22 protein-coding genes are annotated in these 21,737 nt (G+C 62.3%); 9 read left to right on the plus strand and 13 right to left on the minus strand.

Features of this window, described 5'->3' with window-relative positions; genetic code table 11:
• Window positions 1-97: 97 nt before the first annotated feature.
• Window positions 98-1,024, minus strand: coding sequence for a class I SAM-dependent DNA methyltransferase (locus tag RS897_RS06560; RefSeq protein ID WP_315835776.1), 927 nt, complete (start codon window positions 1,022-1,024; stop codon window positions 98-100).
• A 56-nt stretch (window positions 1,025-1,080) separates the two neighbouring features.
• Here RS897_RS06560 and RS897_RS06565 point away from each other — a divergent pair, with 56 nt between their 5' ends.
• Together RS897_RS06565 and RS897_RS06570 are read left to right on the plus strand one after the other, a co-directional pair.
• Window positions 1,081-2,148, plus strand: a complete 1,068-nt coding sequence (locus tag RS897_RS06565; RefSeq protein ID WP_315835777.1) for a ligase-associated DNA damage response exonuclease — start codon at window positions 1,081-1,083, stop codon at window positions 2,146-2,148.
• Window positions 2,145-3,830, plus strand: a complete 1,686-nt coding sequence (locus RS897_RS06570) for a cisplatin damage response ATP-dependent DNA ligase (RefSeq protein WP_315835778.1) — start codon at window positions 2,145-2,147, stop codon at window positions 3,828-3,830. The genes RS897_RS06565 and RS897_RS06570 overlap by 4 nt, the downstream gene beginning before the upstream one ends.
• 128 nt (window positions 3,831-3,958) lie before the next feature.
• Here the strand turns inward: RS897_RS06570 and RS897_RS06575 are convergent, their stop codons facing one another.
• From RS897_RS06575 to RS897_RS06605, 7 genes are all read right to left on the minus strand, one after another.
• Complete coding sequence (locus RS897_RS06575) at window positions 3,959-4,897, minus strand: flavin reductase (RefSeq protein ID WP_315835779.1); 939 nt, start codon at window positions 4,895-4,897, stop codon at window positions 3,959-3,961.
• Between the two features lie 185 nt (window positions 4,898-5,082).
• Window positions 5,083-6,414: an LLM class flavin-dependent oxidoreductase gene (locus RS897_RS06580; protein WP_315835780.1), complete on the minus strand. Its 1,332-nt coding sequence runs from the start codon at window positions 6,412-6,414 to the stop codon at window positions 5,083-5,085.
• Window positions 6,415-6,460: 46 nt separating this feature from the next.
• The gene (locus RS897_RS06585) at window positions 6,461-7,537 is read right to left on the minus strand and encodes an ABC transporter ATP-binding protein (protein WP_315835781.1); all 1,077 of its coding nucleotides are present in this window, start codon (window positions 7,535-7,537) and stop codon (window positions 6,461-6,463) included.
• A 1-nt stretch (window position 7,538) separates the two neighbouring features.
• Window positions 7,539-8,351, minus strand: coding sequence for an ABC transporter permease (locus RS897_RS06590; RefSeq protein ID WP_315835782.1), 813 nt, complete (start codon window positions 8,349-8,351; stop codon window positions 7,539-7,541).
• Complete coding sequence (locus tag RS897_RS06595) at window positions 8,330-9,256, minus strand: ABC transporter permease (protein WP_315835783.1); 927 nt, start codon at window positions 9,254-9,256, stop codon at window positions 8,330-8,332. Before RS897_RS06595 ends, RS897_RS06590 begins: the two co-directional genes overlap by 22 nt.
• Window positions 9,256-10,407: a cysteine hydrolase family protein gene (locus RS897_RS06600; protein WP_315835784.1), complete on the minus strand. Its 1,152-nt coding sequence runs from the start codon at window positions 10,405-10,407 to the stop codon at window positions 9,256-9,258. The genes RS897_RS06595 and RS897_RS06600 overlap by 1 nt, the downstream gene beginning before the upstream one ends.
• Before the next feature lie 212 nt (window positions 10,408-10,619).
• Window positions 10,620-11,681, minus strand: a complete 1,062-nt coding sequence (locus tag RS897_RS06605; RefSeq protein WP_315835785.1) for an ABC transporter substrate-binding protein — start codon at window positions 11,679-11,681, stop codon at window positions 10,620-10,622.
• Window positions 11,682-12,556: 875 nt separating this feature from the next.
• Between RS897_RS06605 and RS897_RS06610 the strand changes: the two genes are divergently transcribed.
• The 5 genes from RS897_RS06610 to RS897_RS06630 all read left to right on the plus strand — a co-directional run bounded on the left by RS897_RS06610 (window position 12,557) and on the right by RS897_RS06630 (window position 15,563).
• The gene (locus tag RS897_RS06610; protein WP_315835786.1) at window positions 12,557-12,745 is read left to right on the plus strand and encodes a hypothetical protein; all 189 of its coding nucleotides are present in this window, start codon (window positions 12,557-12,559) and stop codon (window positions 12,743-12,745) included.
• A gap of 214 nt (window positions 12,746-12,959) precedes the next feature.
• A complete protein-coding gene (locus RS897_RS06615; protein ID WP_315835787.1) occupies window positions 12,960-13,775 on the plus strand; it encodes a hypothetical protein in 816 nt (271 codons plus the stop codon).
• A 7-nt stretch (window positions 13,776-13,782) separates the two neighbouring features.
• Window positions 13,783-14,178, plus strand: a complete 396-nt coding sequence (locus RS897_RS06620) for a hypothetical protein (protein WP_315835788.1) — start codon at window positions 13,783-13,785, stop codon at window positions 14,176-14,178.
• On the plus strand, window positions 14,175-15,110 hold the full coding sequence (locus tag RS897_RS06625; protein WP_315835789.1) for a hypothetical protein: 936 nt from the start codon (window positions 14,175-14,177) through the stop codon (window positions 15,108-15,110). The genes RS897_RS06620 and RS897_RS06625 overlap by 4 nt, the downstream gene beginning before the upstream one ends.
• A 36-nt stretch (window positions 15,111-15,146) precedes the next feature.
• A complete protein-coding gene (locus RS897_RS06630) occupies window positions 15,147-15,563 on the plus strand; it encodes a hypothetical protein (RefSeq protein ID WP_315835790.1) in 417 nt (138 codons plus the stop codon).
• 24 nt (window positions 15,564-15,587) lie between these two features.
• Here the strand turns inward: RS897_RS06630 and RS897_RS06635 are convergent, their stop codons facing one another.
• From RS897_RS06635 to ltnD, 5 genes are all read right to left on the minus strand, one after another.
• Window positions 15,588-16,013 carry a hypothetical protein gene (locus RS897_RS06635; RefSeq protein ID WP_315835791.1) on the minus strand — a complete coding sequence of 142 codons (426 nt, stop codon included), beginning with the start codon at window positions 16,011-16,013 and terminating at the stop codon, window positions 15,588-15,590.
• 170 nt (window positions 16,014-16,183) lie between these two features.
• Window positions 16,184-16,822 (minus strand): 3-oxo-tetronate 4-phosphate decarboxylase, encoded by a 639-nt coding sequence (gene otnC / locus RS897_RS06640; protein WP_315835792.1) that lies wholly within the window; start codon window positions 16,820-16,822, stop codon window positions 16,184-16,186.
• Window positions 16,819-18,078 carry a 3-oxo-tetronate kinase gene (otnK, locus tag RS897_RS06645; protein WP_315835793.1) on the minus strand — a complete coding sequence of 420 codons (1,260 nt, stop codon included), beginning with the start codon at window positions 18,076-18,078 and terminating at the stop codon, window positions 16,819-16,821. Before otnK ends, otnC begins: the two co-directional genes overlap by 4 nt.
• Window positions 18,079-18,081: 3 nt before the next feature.
• A complete protein-coding gene (otnI, locus tag RS897_RS06650; protein WP_315835794.1) occupies window positions 18,082-18,852 on the minus strand; it encodes a 2-oxo-tetronate isomerase in 771 nt (256 codons plus the stop codon).
• Between the two features lie 47 nt (window positions 18,853-18,899).
• Window positions 18,900-19,823 carry an L-threonate dehydrogenase gene (ltnD, locus tag RS897_RS06655; RefSeq protein ID WP_315835795.1) on the minus strand — a complete coding sequence of 308 codons (924 nt, stop codon included), beginning with the start codon at window positions 19,821-19,823 and terminating at the stop codon, window positions 18,900-18,902.
• A gap of 250 nt (window positions 19,824-20,073) precedes the next feature.
• Between ltnD and RS897_RS06660 the strand changes: the two genes are divergently transcribed.
• Both RS897_RS06660 and RS897_RS06665 read left to right on the plus strand, forming a co-directional pair.
• Window positions 20,074-20,388, plus strand: a complete 315-nt coding sequence (locus RS897_RS06660; protein WP_315835796.1) for a DUF6460 domain-containing protein — start codon at window positions 20,074-20,076, stop codon at window positions 20,386-20,388.
• Between the two features lie 64 nt (window positions 20,389-20,452).
• The gene (locus tag RS897_RS06665; RefSeq protein WP_315838542.1) at window positions 20,453-21,709 is read left to right on the plus strand and encodes an MATE family efflux transporter; all 1,257 of its coding nucleotides are present in this window, start codon (window positions 20,453-20,455) and stop codon (window positions 21,707-21,709) included.
• The last annotated feature ends 28 nt before the right edge of the window (window positions 21,710-21,737 follow it).

Consider the following 21,737-nt stretch of genomic DNA (forward strand, 5'->3'; position numbering starts at 1 on the left):
ACTGGATCACCTCCTTTCGTTGGTTGACGGAGAGCTCAATATAGAAGCTCCCTGCAATTTTCCAACCCCGATCTGCCACAGCGGCTGAGCGACCCGATCAACTTTTCTCCGCAACCACCACAAAGCCGGGAACCGGAACGCCGCCGTCGGTGCGGGTGGCCACGGCCGTCAGATCACGCAGCACAAGGCCAGCGGACGTGACCGCGCCGCGCAAATACCTCTCGCTATGCGCATAACGCAACCCGGCGCCAAGACAGAATCCATCGCCCTCGTGAGCCTCCACCGTGAAGGCCAGCACACCGTTCGGCAGCAGCACACGGGCCGCCTCGCCGAGCAAACCCGTGAGATCGCCGAGATAGACCATCGCATCCGCCGCCAGGATCAGGTCGGCGCTGGCCAAAGGCTCGTTCGACAGCGCCTGCACCATGTCGGCGACCTCGAGCCGCCCATACACCTGCGCGGCGCGCGCGCGCTCGATCATGCCGGACGACAGATCGAAGCCGTCGATGACATCCACGATGGACGCAAAAGCACGGCCGGCAAGGCCGGTGCCGCAGCCGAGATCGAGCGCATGCTTGAAATAACCCGGACGCTGCACGGCATGACGCGCGGCAAGCACGGCTTTGAGCAGGATTTCCGGGCCGCGATAATTGAGATCGCCACGCAGCGCCATATCGAATTTCGGCGCGTATTGATCGAACAGCGAACGCACATAGGCCGGCGACATTTCCGCCAGCGGCTCAGCGCCAAGACGCATCAGCCGCAGCTTCGCCCCATGGCGATCGTCGGTGTCAGCGGCGATGGCCCGGCGATAGGCTGCGATCGCATCGCCGTGCTGATTGAGTTCCTGGCGCAATTCGCCAAGCGCGAACCAGGCCGAGGCGAAATTCGGCGCCAGCTCCAGCGCCTGTTCCATCACGTCCGCAGCGGCGAACAGATCGCCGCGTAACTGCAGGTCACGGGCAAAATCGAAGCGGCGGTCGGCGATCAGATCGCCTGATGACAGAAACAGACGCGCAGGCATGGCAACGGCAGGCGGAACGGACTCGAATGAATGTGGCATAACCCTATATATCCAAAATGCGCCCGCAAGACATCCTGACGCCGCAGCCGGCCGGCCTGTTCTGCAAGCCCGGCGGCTTCCACATCGACCCGGTGCGGCCGGTTGAGCGCGCGCTGATCACCCATGGCCATTCCGATCATGCCCGCCCCGGCCACCGTGCTGTGCTGGCGACCCAGGAAACCCTGGACATGATGCGGCTGCGCTATGGCGACAACTTCGCCGGTTCGACGCAGGCCATCAGCTATGGCGAGACCATCACCCTCGACGGCGTCAAGGTCACATTCCATCCCGCCGGCCATGTGCTGGGATCGGCGCAGATCGCGGTGTCCTATGGCGGCACATGTATCGTGGCCTCCGGCGACTACAAGGACGCGCCGGACCCGACCTGCACGCCGCTCGAGATCGTGCCCTGCGACGTGTTCATCACCGAGGCGACGTTCGGGCTGCCGGTGTTCCGGCACGGCCCGGCGGATGGCGAAATCGCCAAGCTTCTGGCCTCGGTCCGGCTGTTTCCGGAGCGCGCGCACCTGGTCGGCGCCTATTCGCTGGGAAAGGCGCAGCGGGTGATCGCGCTGATCCGACAGGCTGGCTACGACGCGCCGATCTATCTGCACGGCGCCATGGAAAATATCACTCGCTATTACGAAAGCCGTGGTTTTGACCTTGGTGAACTCCGCCTGGTCAAGGGACAGAAGAAGGCCGATCTCGCCGGGACCATCACACTGGCGCCGCCCTCCGCCACGCAGGACGTGTGGACGCGACGCTTCCCCGACCCGGTCACCGCGTTCGCCTCGGGCTGGATGCGCGTGCGCGCGCGTGGACGGCAGAACGGCGTCGAGCTGCCGCTGGTGATATCGGACCACGCCGACTGGGACGGCCTCTGCGCCACCATCAGCGCCACCGGCGCCGGCGAGGTGTGGGTCACCCATGGCCAGGAAGATGCGCTGGTGCACTGGTGCACGACCAAAGGCCTGACCGCGCGGCCGCTGGCCATGGTCGGTTATGGCGAGGAAGGCGCGGAGAACGCCCTGCCGGAAAGCGCGACCGTGACCGGGGCTTCCTCTCCTGAAGATTTGGCGCCATGAACCGCTTCGCCCAGCTGCTGGATCGCCTCGCCTATGAGCCCGGCCGCAACAACAAGCTGCGGCTGATCACCAATTATTTTCGCGAGGTGCCCGATCCCGATCGCGGTTATGCGCTGGCCGCCATCACCGGCGCGTTGTCGTTCAAGCATGCCAAACCCGCGCTGATCCGCGACCTGATCACGACGCGCACCGATCCCACGCTGTTTGCGTTGTCCTACGATTATGTCGGCGACCTCTCGGAAACGGTGGCGCTGATGTGGCCGGTGAACCCACGCGCGACCAACTCACCACCGCCGCCGACACTCAGCGAGGTCGTCACCACCCTCGATACCCTGCCGAAGAAGGAACTGCCGGCGCAGCTTGCCCGCTGGCTCGATGAGCTCGACGAGACCGGACGTTGGGCGCTGCTGAAACTGGTCACCGGTGCGATGCGCATCGGCGTCTCGGCACGGCTGGCCAAGACCGCGGCCGCGGCTCTCGGCGACAAGGATCCACATGAGATCGAACTGTTGTGGCCGGGGCTCGCCCCGCCTTATCTCGATTTGTTCGCCTGGCTGGAAGATCGCGCCGAGAAACCGGAGAGCCGCGATCCCGCGCCATTCCGTCCGGTGATGCTGGCGCACGCCATCGAAGACGCGGACTTCGACAAACTCGACGCCGCCGATTTCAGCGCGGAATGGAAATGGGACGGCATCCGCGTGCAGGCCGTGACGGGCGCGGGCGAAGACGGCGCGCCGGCGACCCGGCTTTACTCGCGCTCGGGCGAAGACATCAGCGGCAGCTTTCCCGACCTGCTGTCGTCGCTGCACAGGCCCGGCGCCATCGACGGCGAACTGCTGGTGCTGCGCGAGGGACGGGTGCAGACCTTCAACGTGCTGCAGCAGCGGCTCAACCGCAAAACCGTGACGCCGAAGCTGACCAAGGAATTTCCGATCCACCTGCGTGCCTACGATCTGCTCGGTGAAGATAACGAGGACCTGCGCACCCTGCCGTTTCTGGAACGGCGCGCCCGCCTCGAACGCTTCATAGCCCGGCTGAACACGCCCCGTATCGACCTCTCGCCACTGGTGCCGTTCACCACCTGGGACGAGCTTGCTGCCGCGCGTGCCGATCCGGCGAGCGCCGGCGCGGGTGAAGACGCCGAGGCTGTGGAAGGCGTGATGCTGAAGCGGCGCGATGCGCCTTACGTGCCCGGCCGCCCGAAGGGGCAATGGTGGAAGTGGAAACGCGATCCGCACATCATCGACGCGGTGCTGATGTATGCCCAGCGCGGCCATGGCAAGCGCTCGTCCTATTATTCGGACTATACGTTCGGCGTGTGGACCGCCGGCGAGAACGGCGACGAACTGGTGCCGGTCGGCAAGGCCTATTTCGGCTTCACCGACGAGGAGCTGCTTCAGATCGACCGCTACGTCCGCCGCAACACCGTCGACCGCTTCGGCCCGGTGCGCGAGGTGACGCACGAGGCCGACCAGGGCCTGGTGTTCGAGGTGGCGTTCGAAGGGCTGCAACGCTCGACCCGGCACAAATCCGGCGTCGCCATGCGTTTCCCCCGCATCAGCCGTCTGCGCTGGGACAAGCCGCCACGTGAGGCGGACCGGCTGGAGACGCTGGAGCGGATGCTGAAGGAGGAAGCAGAGATGTCGACGCCAGCTAAAAACCGCAACCAGGCAGAAGTCTAGCAGGCTGTTGAAAAGAGAACAATGTTCCCAATCTGATTCCAATTTGTTCGCCGGACGATTCTGCGGTGTTCACGCCCGAAATAGCTTTTTCAACAGCCTGCCAGGCGAGAAACCCAGGATTCGTCGTTTCAGGAAATGCCCGAATGCTCAAGTATCCTTGTCATGACCCGTCGGGCAGATTCGATATCGTCCGCCGCGACTCCTGCCAGTTCACCCCGCTCGAACGTCGTCCAACGTTGAAAAATGATCTGGCGCCTTCGAACTCCATCATCCGTCAAATGAAGCGCGCCTGCTGCATCGCGTGAAAGATAACCCCGCTCGACCAGAGCTGAGATCGCGTCCTCGGCAACACCGCGCCGGAGAAACGACTTAGCCACCAGTTGCTCGGTCGAACATCCCGGGTTATCAAACACGTCGATCAGAACTCGTGTTTGGTCTGCGTTCAGCCCCTGCTCTTCCCGGTGCCGCTCGAACCGACGCGACATCCGATGCAGGGCAAGAAACATTAGCGTCCAAAACGAAGGATCTTCCTCGGTAAGGGGATCGTTCGGCTGACGGCCAAGCTCAAGAGGCATCTGCGGATGATCAATGGCCACCGCATATCGGCCCTGAAAGAACAAGAGCGCCTCACCCGGCGATTGTCGAAAATTGTCGACGTGTCCTATCAATATGATGTGGTCACCTCCGTCATGGCGCGCATAAACACGGCATTCGATCGTCGCGATATTTCCGCTAATGATTGGCGAGCCGGTTTTACCCACCGTCCAATCGATACCGGAAAACTTGTCAGTGCCGGAGCTGGAAAACGCTTGAGAGATCTGGATCTGCTCAGAAGACAGGATATTAACAGCGAAATGTTCCGCTGCCTGAAATACGTCGAAGCTACGCGAGGTGCGCTTGATCGACCATAAGACGAGCGGCGGGTCGAGCGATAGCGAACTAAACGAGTTCACGGTGACGCCGACCCGCTCGACACCGACCTGTGCCGTGATGACCGTCACGCCGGTACCGAACTGACCGAGGCACCGCCGCAGCGCGCGTGCATCAATGGAGACGGGCTCGCTCATCTTGGCTCTCGGATGAAAGAATGACGATCGAAAGTCTCGTACATGCCTGCATTGCGCCTGTCGTTAAAACGAATCGCCGAGACATGAAAGCACGTCCGCTTTTGATGGAATCGCGACCACGCTCCAATCTTGTGTCTCGACGCGCTGTTCACGCGAACCCAGCCTCCCACTTCGCTCGAACGCGCTTAACTCGCAATTCGATCGTCATTCTTTACAGCGCCCCGGTGTTGAGGCCTTGGCAATCCAAGATGCTCTCGCAACGTTCGACCGGTGTATTCAGTGCGGAACAGCCCACGGCGTTGAAGGATCGGGACAACCTCATTCGCGAAATCGTCAAATGCACCCGGGAACCACGGCGGCATCACATTGAATCCGTCGGCGGCACCAGCGACGAACCATTCTTCCAGCCCGTCCGCGATCTGCTCCGGTGTGCCGAACAGCAATCGATGGCCCATCGCAACCGACGTGAAGTCGCACAGTTCGCGCAGGGTCATCTGGCGTTCCTTCGCCAAGGCCGCCAGCGTCACTGCGTGGCCTTGCATAATGCCCGACTGAGGTAACACCGGGACTGGACCATCCAGCGGATAGGACGACAAGTCATGGCCAAGCCGTTCCGAGAGAACCTTCAACGCAGCGGCGGGATCGGTGAATGCGCCAAGACTTGCCAACTTGGCCTTGGCATCGGCCTCGGATGATCCGACCACAGGACACACGCCTGGCATAATCTTCATCTGTCTGGGGTCGCGTCCGTTCTTGGCGGCAAGCGCACGCAGATCGTCGGCGAATGCCTTGGCACTCTTGAGGTCCTGTTGAACCGCGAAAACGATCTCACCAATGCTCGATGCAAGTTCGCGGCCGGCTTCGGAAGCGCCCGCCTGGATGATGACCGGATGCCCCTGAGGTGGACGCGACATATTGAGAGGGCCCGTAACCGAAAAGAATTCTCCCTTATGGTTCAGGCTATGCATCTTCGACACGTCGGCGAACTGCCCACCCGCCTTGTCCATCACGATCGCGCCGTCTTCCCAGCTGTCCCAAAGTCCCTTGACAACCGAGACGAACTCGTTGGCGATCGCATAGCGCCTGTCATGAGACGGATGCGCCGCGTGGCCGAAGTTGCCGGCCGCTTCCGGGAAAGCACCGGTGACGACGTTCCAAGCTGCGCGCCCGCCGCTGATGTGATCGACCGAACCGAAGGCGCGAGCCAGATTGTAGGGGTCGCTGTATGTCGTGGATGCCGTCGCTGCCAGACCGATATGCGACGTCACCATTGCGAGCGCCGAAAGCAATGTGATCGGCTCCAGGCGAACCATCATTGACGGATGCATCTTTGGCCCGGTGTTCAGCGCATCGGCAAGGAACACCAGATCGAACTTTGCGCGCTCGGCCGTCTTTGCAATCTCAATCAGAAGCGACAGGTTCTCGGAGCCGGCTCGCGCGTCCTGAAGGCGCCAGCCGGCCACATGATGCCCGGCACCGAGCACGAAAATGCCCAAATGCATTTCAGACGCCACCATTTGAATACTCCTCGGTCATATCCTGGGTCAGCCGGAAACGGTTGCTTCATGCCCGGAACAGGTGGACGTCGCTGTCCTGCCAGGATGCCCAAACCGGCACCCCTGGGTCCAACGTGCTGCCCCGCCTATCGGTCAGTTCAATTGCTACAAGGGTGTCGCCGGTCTCGAGCGCGAGGACGTAGCGGGACGAATCGCCGTGATAGGTTACGATCTTGACAGCGCCGCTCAGCGCTCCTGCGCACGCGTCCGCTGGTCGTTCGGTCGTCATCACGATCTTCTCGGGCCGAACGGCAAGCTTGACCTTGTCCCCCGCATTGAAGCCCGTACGGCCCGGACCGACGAGAATCGCTCCTCCGATCTTCACCTGACTGCCATCGCCGGAGACCTTGACCAACTGACCATCAAGGAAGTTGGTGACGCCCATGAAGTCCGCAACAAATTGCGTCCGCGGCATCTTGTAGATCTCTTCCGGTGGGCCGAACTGCTCCACGGCGCCGTTATTCATGACCGCGATCATGTCGCTCAGCATCAACGCCTCCTCCTGATCATGCGTCACGAACAGGGCGGTGATTCCAAGCTCCCTCGTCAGTGCGTGAAGCTCCACCTGCATCGCCTCCCGCAGCTTGCGATCCAGCGCACCGAACGGCTCGTCCAGGATCAGAATGCTTGGGGTAATGGCCAGCGCGCGGGCAAGCGCCACGCGTTGTTGCTGCCCCCCCGACATCTGCGCGGGGTATCGACCGGCCAGATGATCCAGCCTGACGATCTCCAGCATGCGTCGAACGCATCTGGCGACGTCTGCCGGAGGCGTCTTTTTCATCTTGAGACCGAACGCCACATTCTCGGCAACCGTCATATGCGGAAAGAGGGCCAAGCTTTGAAATACCATGCCGATATTCCGCCTGGCGGCGGTCAGCCCCGTCACGTCGCGACCATCAAACAGCACCCGTCCTGAACTGGGCGTCAACAGACCGGCAATAATTCGCAACGTGCTACTCTTTCCGCAGCCACTCGGGCCGAGCAAAGTGACGAACTGGCCCGACTGGATTGTCAGGGAGACGTCATCAACCGCGAGGAACTCGCCGTAGCGACCACTGACGTTCTTGAGGTCAACCTGAGCCATCTCAATGTCCTGCAAAGAGTCGTTTGAGGCCGAACCATCGCTCGAGAATGACGGTCGCGGCGAAGGTAAGTGCGATCAGCATGGTGGAGATTGCTGCAACGGATGGGTCGAAGCTGTATTGCAAATAGGACATGATCGAGATCGGCAGCGTCACCGTTCGCGCGTCAACCAGAAACAGCGATACGTTCACATCGTCGAACGACAGGATGAAGCCGAATACCATCCCTGCCACAACGCCCGGCCTGATCAGGGGCAGAATGATGAGAAAGAACGCCTTCCACGAACTTGCGCCCAGTGTCTCGGCGGCCTCCTGGAGCGAAGGATCGAGTTGCGACAGACTCGCCATTGTGGTGCGGACCACATAGGGCATGACAATAAGCACGTGCCCGATCAACAGGCGGATCGTAGCCTCTCTTACATCAATGGCAGCGAGCGCAACCAGCAATGAAATGCCGGTGACGAGCCCAGGCACGATAATCGGCGAGATGAAGAAGGCTTCGAGAAACGGCTTGCCGCGCCACTGGCTTCTCCATAAGCCCATGGCAGCCATCACGCCAAGTGGCGTCGCCACCAGAGTCGCACACAACGCAAGAATCCCACTTGCCGTCGCGGCATTCACGAATGCCGCATTCTGAAGCGCGGAAGCATACCATCGGAATGACCAGGTAGTGGGCGGAAAGCTCTGAACCGGCTCGTAATTGAACGAAACAATGGCGATACAAACCAACGGCGCAAGCAGGAAGCCATATAGCGTCCAAGCCAGCGCATTGAAGACATGCCTCTGAACCGCAGCTACCATCGTCGTATTATCCATGTGCGCGTCCTGCGACCGAACTCATAGAACATCAGGCCCACCAAGGTCATCGAGGTTGCGAGCAGCATCGCCACCAGAACCGAGCCGAACTGCCAGTTGAACGTGACGACAAACTGCTGATAGATCAGGGTGGTGATCATCCCGGAATCCGGCCCCCCCATCAGGGCCGGCGTCACATAGGATGACATCGACAAGCTGAACACGATGGTGATGCCGGCGACGAGGCCCGGGCTTGCCAGTGGCAAGACAATGCGCAGTGCGATGGTCAGTTGACCCGCACCAAGAGTGCTGGCGGCCTGAGGCACCGAAGGGTCGATACGCTCAAGCGACGCAAGAACGGGAATGACCATCAGGGGGAGGAAGACGTGAAGCAGCCCCACGATCACCGCACCATCGTTAAACATCAGCGGATACGGTGATCGGATCAATCCAAGCCCCATCAGCAGCGAATTGATCAGCCCATTGTCGCCGAGCACAACCATCCAGCCGAATGTACGCGTGACAATGCTGACCAGCAGGGGGGACAGAACGATGATCAACAAGATGCCGCGACGGCTTGGCTTTGTGCGCCAAATGGAACACGCCAGGACGATCCCAAGAATCGCGCATAGCGCCGTGGTCACGGTCGAGAGATAAATTGTCTTTCCGACAACACGCCAATAGAACGGCGTCGTCAGAAAACGCAGGTAGTTTGCAACGGTCAGATTGTCGCTCAGCTCGACCGTACCCGGTCGTGGCGGGTTGAAACCGAGAGCCAGCACATAGCTCAACGGCACCACAAGACAAGCACCGACGACAACACAGGCCGGCACCAGCAGCAGCGCGTACCCACCGGGGAGCCATCGGCTTCGGGGCGCACCTCCGCCAACATCGGCAGTCAGGGGCATGGCGTCAGCACTGGACATCACGTTCCCTTTGCGGCCACCGCCGGCTCCACCCAAGCCGCAACGATATCCGACGACGGCCGTACCAGGCCGAAATAGAGCCCAAGAGATTCAAGGCTGGCATCGTGCAGATCCCTGAGATGATCCTTCACGGCGACGCAGTCGCTCGCCACAACAACGTGATAGTCTGACATCGCCGCATCGCGCGCCGTGCTCTCTACGCAGCAGTTTGTCGTGACGCCTGCGAGAATGACGCTGCGAATGCCGTTGGCGCGCAGCAGGGAATCGAGGCCCGTATCGATGAAGGCGCTGAATCTGTGCTTCGTCACGATCGCCTCGCCCGACCGCGGCTCGATGCCTGCGACGAACTCGCCTCCCCAACTTCCCGGCAGGCAAATTTCGGCTGGACCTTTCGGCACACGCGCACCGTGCGAGAGATCTGCTGCCGAAGCAGTCCAAACCGCGGGTTCGCGGCCGCCGGACAAGGGAAAGCGATACGGCGAGCCGACGCTACGAAACAACTCGCCGTATTCCGCACGAACATGAACAATGAAGAGTCCCGCCTCGCGTGCGGCAGCCAACAGAATCTTGATCCGGGCGACCGCGGCATCAATCATGACCATCGGTTGGCCCGAACGCCCCGTCGCCCCCTCGGGAGCACAGAAATCATTCTGCACATCAATCAGAACCAGCGCCGCGAGGCCCGGCGCCACTCGCTGGTCCAACGAGAGCAACGGCTCGGTCGCGTGGCTGCGCCCGCAAGCGGCAAGCTTTGCCACCCCGAACTCCAAGACTTGATAACCGTGACGCGCGGCGAACAGGCTGATGTTCCCGGCGAATGCCTCAGGCATCGAACCGGCGAACATCAAGCTTCGAACTCTGCTCGAGCGAAGCAGCAAGTCAGCGACGGCAACAAAATAGACCCCATCCCTGTCGCTGCGAATTCGTACATGTCGCGGCGTCTGACCGGCCCAGTGACCGCATCCTTGGACCGTCCCGGGAAGATTCTTTCCGCACCAAGGACCGGCATCATTATCGACATGCTCGACTTCTATGATCAGACAGCCCGCCGAACGGGCCGCCTCCGCGGCGGCATCATCTGCCGCGCTCGTCGGAAGAATGACAAGCGCCAACTCAGACCTTCCGGTTTCAAAGAGGGAGTCGACAGCCATTGAACCTCTTTGTTCAGGCATAGCAGTCAAGCGTACGGGGCCACCGATCTAGTGCCCCGCATCCGAAGTTCGTGATACATCGCAGCATTCTCCGACACGAACTTCGGATGCATCAGGGGCACTAGCAATCTATGATTTGAGTGCCGCTTTTCGAGCTGAAGTTCCTGGGTCGAGTTTGCGGCAAGTGGTGCAGGAACTTCAGATCGGCGGCACTAGAACGCGACCTCCTGGTTCCAGTGGTCGGCAAGTGCACTCATTTGCGGGATGATTTTGGCCCAGCTGAACAGCTGGAGATTTTCACGCGCTGGAATGCGTTGACTCGTGCGTTCATTCATCTTCGCATTGACGTTGGTGGGACCAGCGATCACGCCATTGCAAAATGCTTCCTGCGATGTCTTGCTCAGCGCAAAGTTGATGAACTTCTTGCAGAGCTCGGCATTTTTCGACGCCTTGGCGATGTGATAGGACACAAGACCGACCATGGCGCCTTCGGCGGGATAGATGAACTTCACCGGCTTGCCCGAATCGATCAGACCGTAGGCGGGAATGTTGGTCGTCATGGCGCAGACCCAAGCCTCGCCGGATCCAAGGAGATTGGTGATATCGACGCCGCTCCTGAAGAACTGTTTGATATTGGGTTTGAGCTGCCGCAAGGCATTGAACGCGGGCATCATGTTGTCTTCGCTTCCGCCATTTAGGCGCGCCGTGACAACCAGCATTTCCCACGAGCCCCACTGCCCGATTTCAGGAATAATCAGCTTGCCCTTGTACGCGGGATTCCAAATATCCCTCCAACCCTTAGGCGCAATCGGGACCAAGTCTTCCCGATATGCAATGCCATAACCGACATAGTCGAGACCGACACCCGTCTTCTCGAACTGGTCGTACCAGACAGGATCGACGTCCTTGATGTTCGGAATATCCGCAACGGTTAGCGGCAATCCCAAACCTTCGATCGTCGCCTTTACGTTGTCTGGATAGGGCAGCAGGAGAAGGTCAATTTCGGGGGAGCGACGGTTAACGACGGAATTGGTCAACCACTCGCCAGACAAACCAAGCTTGAGCAGAACCTTGATGCCGGTTTCTTTCTCAAACGGTTCGACGATATTCTTGCGGTATTCGCGTTCCCAAACGCCGCCGAACACGGTCGAGACAAAGCCGCCGCCTTGAGCAGTGGCACGGCCGCCAAGACCGAGCGTGATGGATAGTGTGCCCGCACCGGCAACGAAATCACGCCTGCTTACATTTGGACTGGCTGGCTTGCTCCGACCCACTTCAGTTGCTCCTCTACAGAATCATCGAAATGAGTGCCGCGCCGGTTCGGCATAACGTCTTTCTCAGCACCGCTGTTTTTTTATGAGCGATTTTTTAATGGTATTCAATAGAACGACTGCCGAAATCAGCGGCACAATCGGCCAAAAAACGGGCATTTATGTCTTTATTTTACGAGATTCGGCAACGCCGACCCGCTCCCTTCCCTCCCAGAAAAACTTTAACCAGACTAAAATTTCTCGTAGAGCGATATCCGTTGGCTTGAGCGCACCTGCACTGCACGGGCGCGTCGCCCTTGGCCGCGAATCTCGAAAGCCTCCACCACGCCGGAGCGGCACGACACGTTTTGCGATAACGGCTGACTGCGGGAACCAAGCAGTCAGACGCTCGCGAGGTCCCCTCGCGAGCAGGCTGCATATGCTCATCGATGACAGGGGGCATGCCTCTGCGACTAACCATGACAGCCGTGAAGCTCACAATAGTCGTGTCTGTGCAACGTTGCTGAGCGACCCGGGCTCGCTGACCACTGTGTTCGAAGCGCCGCTCGCGCTCGACCCGGCACAAATCCGGCGTCGCCCTGCGCTTCCCTCGCATCAACCGCCTGCGCAGGGACGAGTCGCCGCGCGACGCGGACCGGCTGGAGACGCTGGAGCGGATGCTGAAGAATGAAAGCACCGTGGACGATGTCAGCCCGGAAACCGTGACCGACGTTTAAAGCGCGATGAAGTTTGCTTGAATTGGTCCATCCTTGGCGGCGACATGCGGATTGCAGGTCCTGCGGCTTCGTTAACTTCTCTCTGGCATGTGGACTGTCAGCACGGCGCCCCTTTTACCAGGGCATCGCTCGCGTTTGACCATCGAAGACATGAGGCTTGATATGAGCGAGCGCATCGAAACCCTGAAAAAAGCGCGGGCGCGCATGATCGAAGATCGGGACGCGTTTGCAAAGGTGCTTGCCGCGCCGGTCAATCGCGACAACGCCGAACGCTCGCGAAACAAATTCCTTGAACTGCAGACCCTGATCGAAGCGATCGAGCGGGCCATCAAGGGCGAGACCGCCGAATAACCGACCTCGATTCACATCCCGTGACGGTCAACGACGACCGAAAGCGATGCTCGTCGACAACGGCTGATTTTGTTCGCCGACTGTGATTGACATCACATTGCTCTCGCTTGGACCAGCGTAGAGACTCCAGCATATTGGTTTTGCATATTTAGACATCGACGCCGGTCCCTCGGGACAGACCAGCGGTTTTACGCTCAAGTCGTGAGAGGCGATCATGGACACCACATTCGCGGCGGCAGCGCCGCCGAAGGCCACGAAGCCGTTGTGCGAGTCGTTGCGGCCCAACCCTCGAAAAGACTGTTGCATCGGCGTCCCCAAGGAGATCGTGCACGATCCCGATCCGTCGATCTACGACCAGAAATTGTCGTTCCTGTCGGGCGTTGCGCCCACCTTCAACAATCCCGACATCGACACCGTTCATCTGTGGCCGCTCTCGCCGATCGAAACACTCGCGGCAACGATTCGCAATCTGTCGGCTGAAGCTTCGGCCAACCAGACCCGCGTCGACATCAGTTGGTCCGCCTTCGGCATCGGTTTGCCGCGCAACCCGATTGCCACGTCGTTTGTCGATCTTGCCCGCAACGGTTTCTCCGGGAGCGCCCAAACGCTGTCATGGCCGCTGCCCCCTGCGCTCAAGGCGGCGCGGGTGTTCGGCTTCTTTGTCAGCGTGATTCATCCCTACGACAGCAATCCGAACAACAACCAGGGTGAACAGACGCTCGATGCGTTTCAGACCAGCACGGGACGCTCCAAGACATTTGTCGTGCCGGTTCGAAATCCGACCGGCAGCACACAGACTATCCATCTGACGGCAGGCCCCGCGCCGGTCGCGCCATGGGTTACGGTCGTTCCTGCCACGCTGACGCTGGGGCCCGGCGCGCAGCAGAACGTGATGGTCTCGATCGACGTGCCCGCTTCGGTTCCTGCCTCGCCGCCCGGCACGCTGATCAGCGCCAATGTGGACGTCCTTGCCACCATCGGCGGCGCCTATCTCGGCGGAATCACCATCGCCATCCTGTTCGACGCGTGAGGTCACCATGAGCACGAAACTCTGCTTCTGGTTCGGATTGATCGCCGGCGCCTTCGTCGGCCTGCTGCTGGGGATGCTGCATGGGGTGGTCTGCTGCTCGCCGCCGCAGCCGCCAAGCTGGGCACAACTGGCGCTCGACGGCATCATCGTGGCGCTGGTGGCGGATTTCATCGCGGCCGCCTTCGCCTGCCTGCTGGCACGACTGCCGATCGTGCCGGTGTTTTTCCTGGCGTTGCTGATCGCCGTGCTGATCGGACTCCTGCTCGGTCCGCTCGCCTACCATCTGCCTCACCCGCTGCTCGCCTTCCTTGTTTGTCTCGTGCTCGGTGCGCTGATCGGCTGGCTGGTCTGCCGCATCGTTTGCAGGGACGGACGCGTTCTCAACTTTGGAGGATCACGATGAGCCCCCCTCCCTGTGGCGCGCAACAACCCGGCTCGGTCCCGAGTCCCTTCAGCTGGCCTGGCTTCGCCGCAGTCGGCACGGGTGTCACCGGCGTTGGTGCCGGATATGCCGCCGGTGTCGCATTGTATGGCGCCTCCGCCGTGGCTGGCGCCTATGTCTTCACCGCGGGCGCGGCCGGCGCAGCCGCCATTCTCGCACTGGTGATCTATTTCGCCTTCCAGGCCGACGGCTGCATCATCTCGCCGACCAAGGGCCAGGCGATTTGCCTCTCCGGCATCGTGCAGGACTCCACCGACACAAGCGACACGGCGATCGCCGTGCTGGCGCCCTATGCCATGGGACCGGCGGGCCTGTTCAACGTGGTGGTGAAGACCATCTATCTGTCTTTCGTCAACACCAATGCTTTCTGGGTCTATTGCAACGGCCTGGGCGCGCCGATGCTGCCCTGCGTGATCAAGAGCAAGACCGCCTGCGGCGCCAAGATTGGATCACTGGTGGGCGTCACGGCCGGCGCGATCGCCGGCGCCTTCCTCGGCTACTTCGCGGCCGCAGCGCTCGGCGCCGCCATCGGCTGCGCGGCCTCGGGCCCATTCTATCTGCTCTGCCTGCTGGTCGTGCTGATCGTGGCGGCCATTGTCGCAGCCGTCGTGGCCATCGTCGGTGCGATGATCGGCGGATGGATCGGCGAGGGCATCGCGGCCGCGGCCAACGACGATCCCGTGGGCGACGCCTGGAAGTCGATCGCGCCCGGTACCATCGTCACGGTGCAGGGCAACTGGATCACCGATCCGGACATCGGCAATAACGAGCTGTTCTACACCACCAGCATCAATCGCACGGGACAATTCGCGACACCGCCCGGCTTCACCGCGGCGGACGCCGACAGTACCGCCGCGGATGATTGCCCGATCGCACCCGCACCGATCAAATGACGGCACGCGGCTGAACCAACGCCGCGTGGAGCCCCGATGCCGCTGCTCATCCGCACCGAAGCCGAACTGCTGGCGCTGATGCGCCCGGAGAGCCTGCGTCATCCGTTCCGCAAACCGCCGATCCTGCTGCGCCTCCCGCAACTGGCCGACGACGACAACGTCGCCTGGAGCCGCCACCTCGACGACCTCGCCGGGCAATGCGGCTGCACCGCCGCCCTGATCGGCCTCGGCGTCTTCACGTCCGTGACCGTGCTCTATGTGGTGATCACAGCGCTGCAGGTGCCACCCGGAAACGGGACCGACATCCGGACGCTGCTGTTGAACGGCGGGCTGTTTCTGGCCGGCCTGATTCTCAGCACGCTGATCGGCAAGCTGATCGGCCTGAGCATCGCCGCGCGGCACTTTCGCCGAAGCTGCAGGATTATCCAGGGCCGGCTCAAGGTCAGGCCGTAACCGATATCCACGCAATCCTTTGCGTCAGGACGGCACGACATCACCAAATCTGCGTTGCAGATCTCGCCTGAAAAAGTGACCAACGGCAAAGCCCACCGGGAGGGCGAGGATCATCGAGGCAAGAGCACGAACGAGCTCGTCCCCGACATTTTCAAACGCGGCCCCGCCGCCGAGCAGAAAGATCACGCGAACATAGAGCCCGAAAACCAGGCCGCACAGCGCGGCCTTGCCAAGCTGCCGCCTCATGGTCCCGCGGATCACGGAGGCCAGGATGTCGCGTCCCTGACCGATGCTCTGGGCGATCGTGAGACGCTCCGAATATCCCCAGATCAGTCCGAGAACCATCAGCGGCAAAAGCACGATAAGGCCGACGCGAAAGAATGCCGCGGTCAGGCCGCCTTCGGGGCCTTGGAAGCTGCCCAGCGCACTCGACAGCAGCAGCCAGGCCACGCCCAGAATCAATCCGCCGCCGGCCCAGCGCAGCGGCAACTGTTGCAGCCATCTCGCCGTTGAAGTCTCACCTGACATCAGACCCGCTCCCCGGGGGCTCATGACGCTGCGGCTGATCGGCCCCATGGTTCGAGACACGCGTTCCGCGATCCACACCATGAGGGTTGGCTTCACCATAGCCCGTGCGCCTTTCGCAACTCCTCCACCTGCTCCGCCGTCAGCGGCCGCGTTTTCTCGCCGCGCAGCAGCAGGAACAACTTCGCGGTTTCCTCCAGCTCCTCGGTCGCGTACATCGCATTGTCGAGGCTGGTGCCGGCAACGACGGGGCCGTGGTTGGACAGCAGCACGGCGTGATGATCGCCGGCGAGTTTTTCCACCGCAAGCGCCAGGCTCTCGTCGCCCGGCGGATAATACGGCACCAGCGGCAGGCGGCCGACGCGCATGACGTAGTAGGCGGTCAGCGGCGGCAGACAGTCGTGATGGTCGATGCCGTGCAGGCAGGACACCGCGACCGAATGGGTAGAGTGCAGGTGCACCACCGCATTGGCACCGTCGCGCTGGCCGTACATCACCCGGTGCAGGAAGGCTTCCTTGGTCGGTTTGTCGCCGCTGAGCAAGTTGCCCTTGGCATCGAGCCGCGACAGCTTCGCCGGATCGAGCTCGCCGAGCGAGGCATTGGTCGGCGTCATCAGGAAGCCGCCGTCCGGCAGCCGCACCGAGATGTTGCCGGTGGAGCCGAAGGTCAGGCCACGCCGGAACAGCGAGGCGCCGCACCGGCAGATCTGTTCGCGGATGGCACTGTCACTCACGCGAGTCGATCCCACGCCTTGAGGAAGAAATCGCTGGCGCCGAAGTTACCTGATTTGAGCGCCAGCGCCATGTCGACACCGGAGCGGCTGCGCGTCCAGGGCACGCCGGGATCGATTTCCGGGCCGATGGTCAGCACACCGGCGCCGAGCGCCTGCACCACCGCACCGGAAGTCTCGCCCCCGGCGACGATCATCCGGGTGAAGCCCCGCGCCGGCAGCGCCGCCGCGATGTGGCCCAGCAGATCTTCCACGATGGTGCCGGCCTGGGCGCGGCCCAGCCGCTCCTGCACCTGGCGCACGGCGTCGGGATCATCGCTGGAGTAGATCAGGAACGGCTTGTCCTTTGGCTGCCGGTCGACCCATTGCAGGATCTGGCCGGCGGTCTGAGTGCCGCTCGCGACCTCCAGCGGATCGATGCGCAGGTTCGGCAGCCCGGCTTCAATCGCGGTTTTCACCTGGCCGCGGGTCGCTGCCGAGCAGGAGCCGGCCAGGATGGCCTGGCGGCCCTGCGGCGCGGCCATCTGCTCCGGCGCCGGAGTCAGCCGATCGATCAGTCCTGCTTTCAGATACGCCGCCGGCAATCCCATCGCCACACCGGAGCCGCCGGTGATCAGCGGCAGGTGCGCCACCGCCGCACCGATGGAGCGCAGATGTCCGTCGGCAATCGCATCGACGATGAACATCTTGGCGGCGCCGCTTTCCAGCAGCTTGCGGATGGCCTCAGGACCGGCATCGACGGTCTCGAACGGGATCAAGCCCACTTTGCGCTGGGTTTGCCGCTGCAGTACGCGCACCAGATTGGCGTCGTGCATCGGCGTCAGCGGATGATCCTTCATCGGGCTTTCGTTCAGCGGCACGCCGTTGACGAACAGATAGCCGGCATAGATGGTGCGGCCGGCTTTCGGAAACGCCGGACAGGCGATGGTGACACCGCCCCCGGTGAGATCCAGCAGCGCATCGGCCACCGGGCCAATGTTACCCTCGTCGGTGGAATCGAAGGTCGAGCAATATTTGAAGAACAGCCGCAACGCGCCGAGTGTCTGCAGCGCGCGGGCCGCCTCCACCGACTGGCTGACCGCGTCAGCCACTGCGATGGTGCGGGACTTCAGCGCCACCACCACCGCATCGACCTCGGATACGTCGAGATCGGCCGGCGGCAGGCCGGTGGACTGCACCGTGCGCAATCCTTCGCGGGTCAGCATCAGCGCGAGGTCGGTCGCGCCGGTCAAGTCGTCGGCCACACATCCGAGCAGCATGGGTCAGCTCCTTGAACGAAACCAGCCGAGCCCATCGAGCGTCTTGCCGGCCGGGCGATATTCGCAACCGACAAAGCCGTTGTAGCCGAGACGGTCGAGTTCGGCGAAGACGCGCGCGTCGTCGAGTTCGCCGGTGCCGGGCTCGTTGCGCAGGGGGACCGACGCGGTCTGGATATGGCCAATGATCGGCATCATCGCTTCCAGCCCCTTGATGACGTCGCCATGAATGATCTGGCGGTGATAGATGTCGAACTGCAGTTTCACGTTCGGCCGCGCCAGCTTGCGGATCAGATTGGCGGCGACGTCGAAATTATTGAGGAAGTAGCCGGGCACGTCGCGCGGGTTGATCGGTTCCAGCACGATGTCGATGCCGGTGTCCTGCACGCGGTCGGACGCGAACAGGACGGCGCTTTCGAATGCGGCCTGGGCCGCGGGATCATCCGCTCGCGCGATGCCCGCCATCACATGCAGGCGGCCGACGCCGGTGGCCTTCACATAGATCAACGCCTTGTCGATGGAGGCTTCGAGCTCCGCACGCCGTTGCGGCAACGCCGCGAAGCCACGCTCGCCTTTCTCCCAATCGCCGGGCGGGCCGTTGAACAGCGCCGGGGTCAACTTGTGGCTGGCAAGCTTGTCGGCAATCACATCCGGCGGAAACTCGTAGGGAAACAGGAATTCGACCGCGTCGAAGCCGGCGTCGGCGGCAGCAGCAAACCGGTCGAGAAACGACCACTCGTTGAACATCATGGTGAGATTGGCGGCGAAACGCGGCATCGGGATTTCGGTCCTTCTTGTTACTTAAGTTGTTCTCAGGATTGCTCTCAAGTTTTTTTGGCGACCGGCAGCTCCAGGCCGGTGACCTGGGCATAGAGCCGCGCCACCGAAGCGTCATCGTCCTTGCCCATGCCGGAGGCCGCCGTCATCAGGAACATCTGCAGGGCGGCTGATGCCACCGGGGTCGGGAATTTCGCCGAGCGCGACATGTCGTTGATGATGCCGAGATCCTTGGTGAAGATCTCGACCGCGCTGCGCGGCGTATAGTCGCCGTCGAGCACATGCGGCACGCGATTTTCGAACATCCAGGAATTGCCGGCTGACGCGGTGATCACCTCATAGACCTTGCGCATGTCGAGCCCAAGCCGTTTCGCGAACACGATCGCCTCGGAGGCGGCGGCGATGTGCACACCGGCAAGCAGCTGGTTGACCATCTTGAACGAAGCGCCGATGCCGGGCTCGTCGCCGAGGCGGTAGATATTCGCCGCCATCGCCTGCAGCGCGGGCTCGGCTTTTGCCATCGCCGCCGGCGTTCCCGAGGCCAGCACCGTCAATGCGCCTTCGGCAGCGCGCTGCGCGCCGCCGCTGATCGGGGAATCGACGTAATCCAGTCCGTGTGTTGTAGCGGAGGCCGCGAACGCCCTGGCACGCTCCGGCGCCATGGTGGCGCAGGACATGATGACCGCCCCCTTGCGCATGGTCCTGGCGATGCCGTCCGGGCCGAACAGCACCGCCTCGGTCTGGTCGGCATTGACGACCACGACCACCACAATGTCGGCGTCTTTCGCCGCGTCACCCGCCGACGCTGCGGCCTGTCCACCGGACTCGCGCGCGAAACGCTCGGCGACCTCCGGGCGAACGTCGAAGCCCGCGACGGCAAATCCCTTGCGGCGCAGCGACAGCGCCATGCCGTAACCCATCGAGCCGAGCCCGAGCACTGCAATTTTCTTTTCCTGGTCAGACGCTTCCATTGGATCCCAGCTTGTTCTTGGCGTGACGGCATTGCCGCTTGAATGTGGACGCCGCAGTGTAAACCGGCCATGGCATGCAAGGCCAGACAGCAGGCAGTAGACCTGACGGCCTTCATGACGATAAATTCAGGAATCACAGTGAGCAGGTGACTTGACGCAGGTTCCTGCCCCACCCACTTGCCTCAACATGTGGGCTATCCTGTCCCGCATTCATGAGCCGGCCAACATGGGGCCGGCAGGAGACGAGACGATGTCGATGGACGACCGCAAGCCGATCGAGGCGAAGCCGCCCGTTGCAGACGGATTCTCGCGCTTTCTCGGCGGCTCGCCGGTGGCAGTCGCGCTCCGCCTGGTCCTGCTCTCGGTCCTGGTCGGCGTGGTGCTGGCCGCGATCGGCTTCGACCCCTGGAACATCTTGCGCAGCATTCGCCTGCTGTTCGAGCGGATCTGGGATCTCGGCTTCGATGCCGTGAACTGGCTGTGGCGCTATTTCCTGCTCGGCGCCGTGATCGTGATTCCGATCTGGCTGCTGTCGCGGATCTTCGGCTCGCGTCCGGCACGCTGATTTGACTCTACCGCGTTCGCGTTCCGTCACCACCGGGCGGGTGTTCGCCATCGCCGGTCCGGCGATGCTTGCGAACCTGACCACGCCGTTCCTCGGCGTTGTCGCGACCACGGCCATCGGGCGGCTGGGTGAGCCCACTCTGCTCGGCGGCGTCGCCATGGCGTCGGTGGTGTTCGACTGCATGTTCTGGCTGTTCGGCTTCCTGCGGATGGGCACGGTGGCCCTCACCGCACAGGCGCAGGGCGCCGGCGACCACCTGGAGATGCGCGCCGTTCTGGTGCGGGCGGTGCTGGTCGCCGCGCTTGTCGGCCTTCTCCTGCTGGTCGTGCAGCGGCCACTGTCGACGGCGATCTTCAACCTGCTCGGCGGCAGCGAGGCGGTGACCGGCGCGGCACAATCCTATTTCGCGATCCGGCTGTGGTCGGCGCCGTTCGTGCTCGCCAATTATGTGCTGCTGGGCTGGCTGGTGGGACAGGCCCGCACCGGCATCGCGCTTGCGCTGCAGATCATCATCAACGTGGCCAACATGGCGACCACCGCCTGGCTGGTGCTGGGCCTGCAGAGCGGGATTGCTGGTGCTGCGATCGCCGCCGTTGTCGCCGAGGGCCTGGGCTTCGCCGCCGGCGCGGTGGTGGCGTGGCGGATGCTGGGAGGCCGCCTCGACATCACCACCCACGCCCTGTTCGACCGCGCCAAGCTCATGCGCATGCTGGCGATCAACCGCGACATCATGATCCGCACCGCGGCCATGATCGCCGCATTCTTCTTTTTCACCGCGCAAGGCGCCCGAGCCGGCGATAACGCGCTCGCCGCCAACGCCGTGCTGAACAACTTCCTGCTGATCGGCTCGTTCTTTCTCGATGGCCTGGCCAACGCCGCCGAGCAGCTCTGCGGCCGCAGCATTGGCGCCCGTGACAAGACCGGTTTCATGCAGGCGGTGCGGCTGGTGGTGATCTGGGGATTCGCCTTCGGCGCCGCCACGACACTCTTGTTCGCTGTCGCCGGCGCGCCGCTGATCGATGTCATCACCACGAGCCCCGAGGTGCGCGAAACCGCTCGCGCCTTCCTGTGGCTGGCGGCGCTCGGACCGGTCTGCGGCGTGATGGCGTACTGCTTTGACGGCATCTATATCGGCGCCACCTGGTCGCGCGACATGCGCAACCTGATGATCGCCTCGCTGGCCATCTATTTCACAAGCTGGTGGCTGCTGCAGCCGTTCGGCAATACCGGACTGTGGGGCGCGTTCCTGATCTTCCTGCTGGCGCGCGGGTTGCTGCAAATGGCGCGTTACCGTGGGCTGGTGCGGGCAACGTTCGGGTAGGCGAAGCGCGTAGAGCTTACATATTCTG

Origin of the sequence: Bradyrhizobium prioriisuperbiae, assembly GCF_032397745.1 — a bacterium.
In the GTDB taxonomy this organism is placed as follows: domain Bacteria; phylum Pseudomonadota; class Alphaproteobacteria; order Rhizobiales; family Xanthobacteraceae; genus Bradyrhizobium_A; species Bradyrhizobium_A prioriisuperbiae.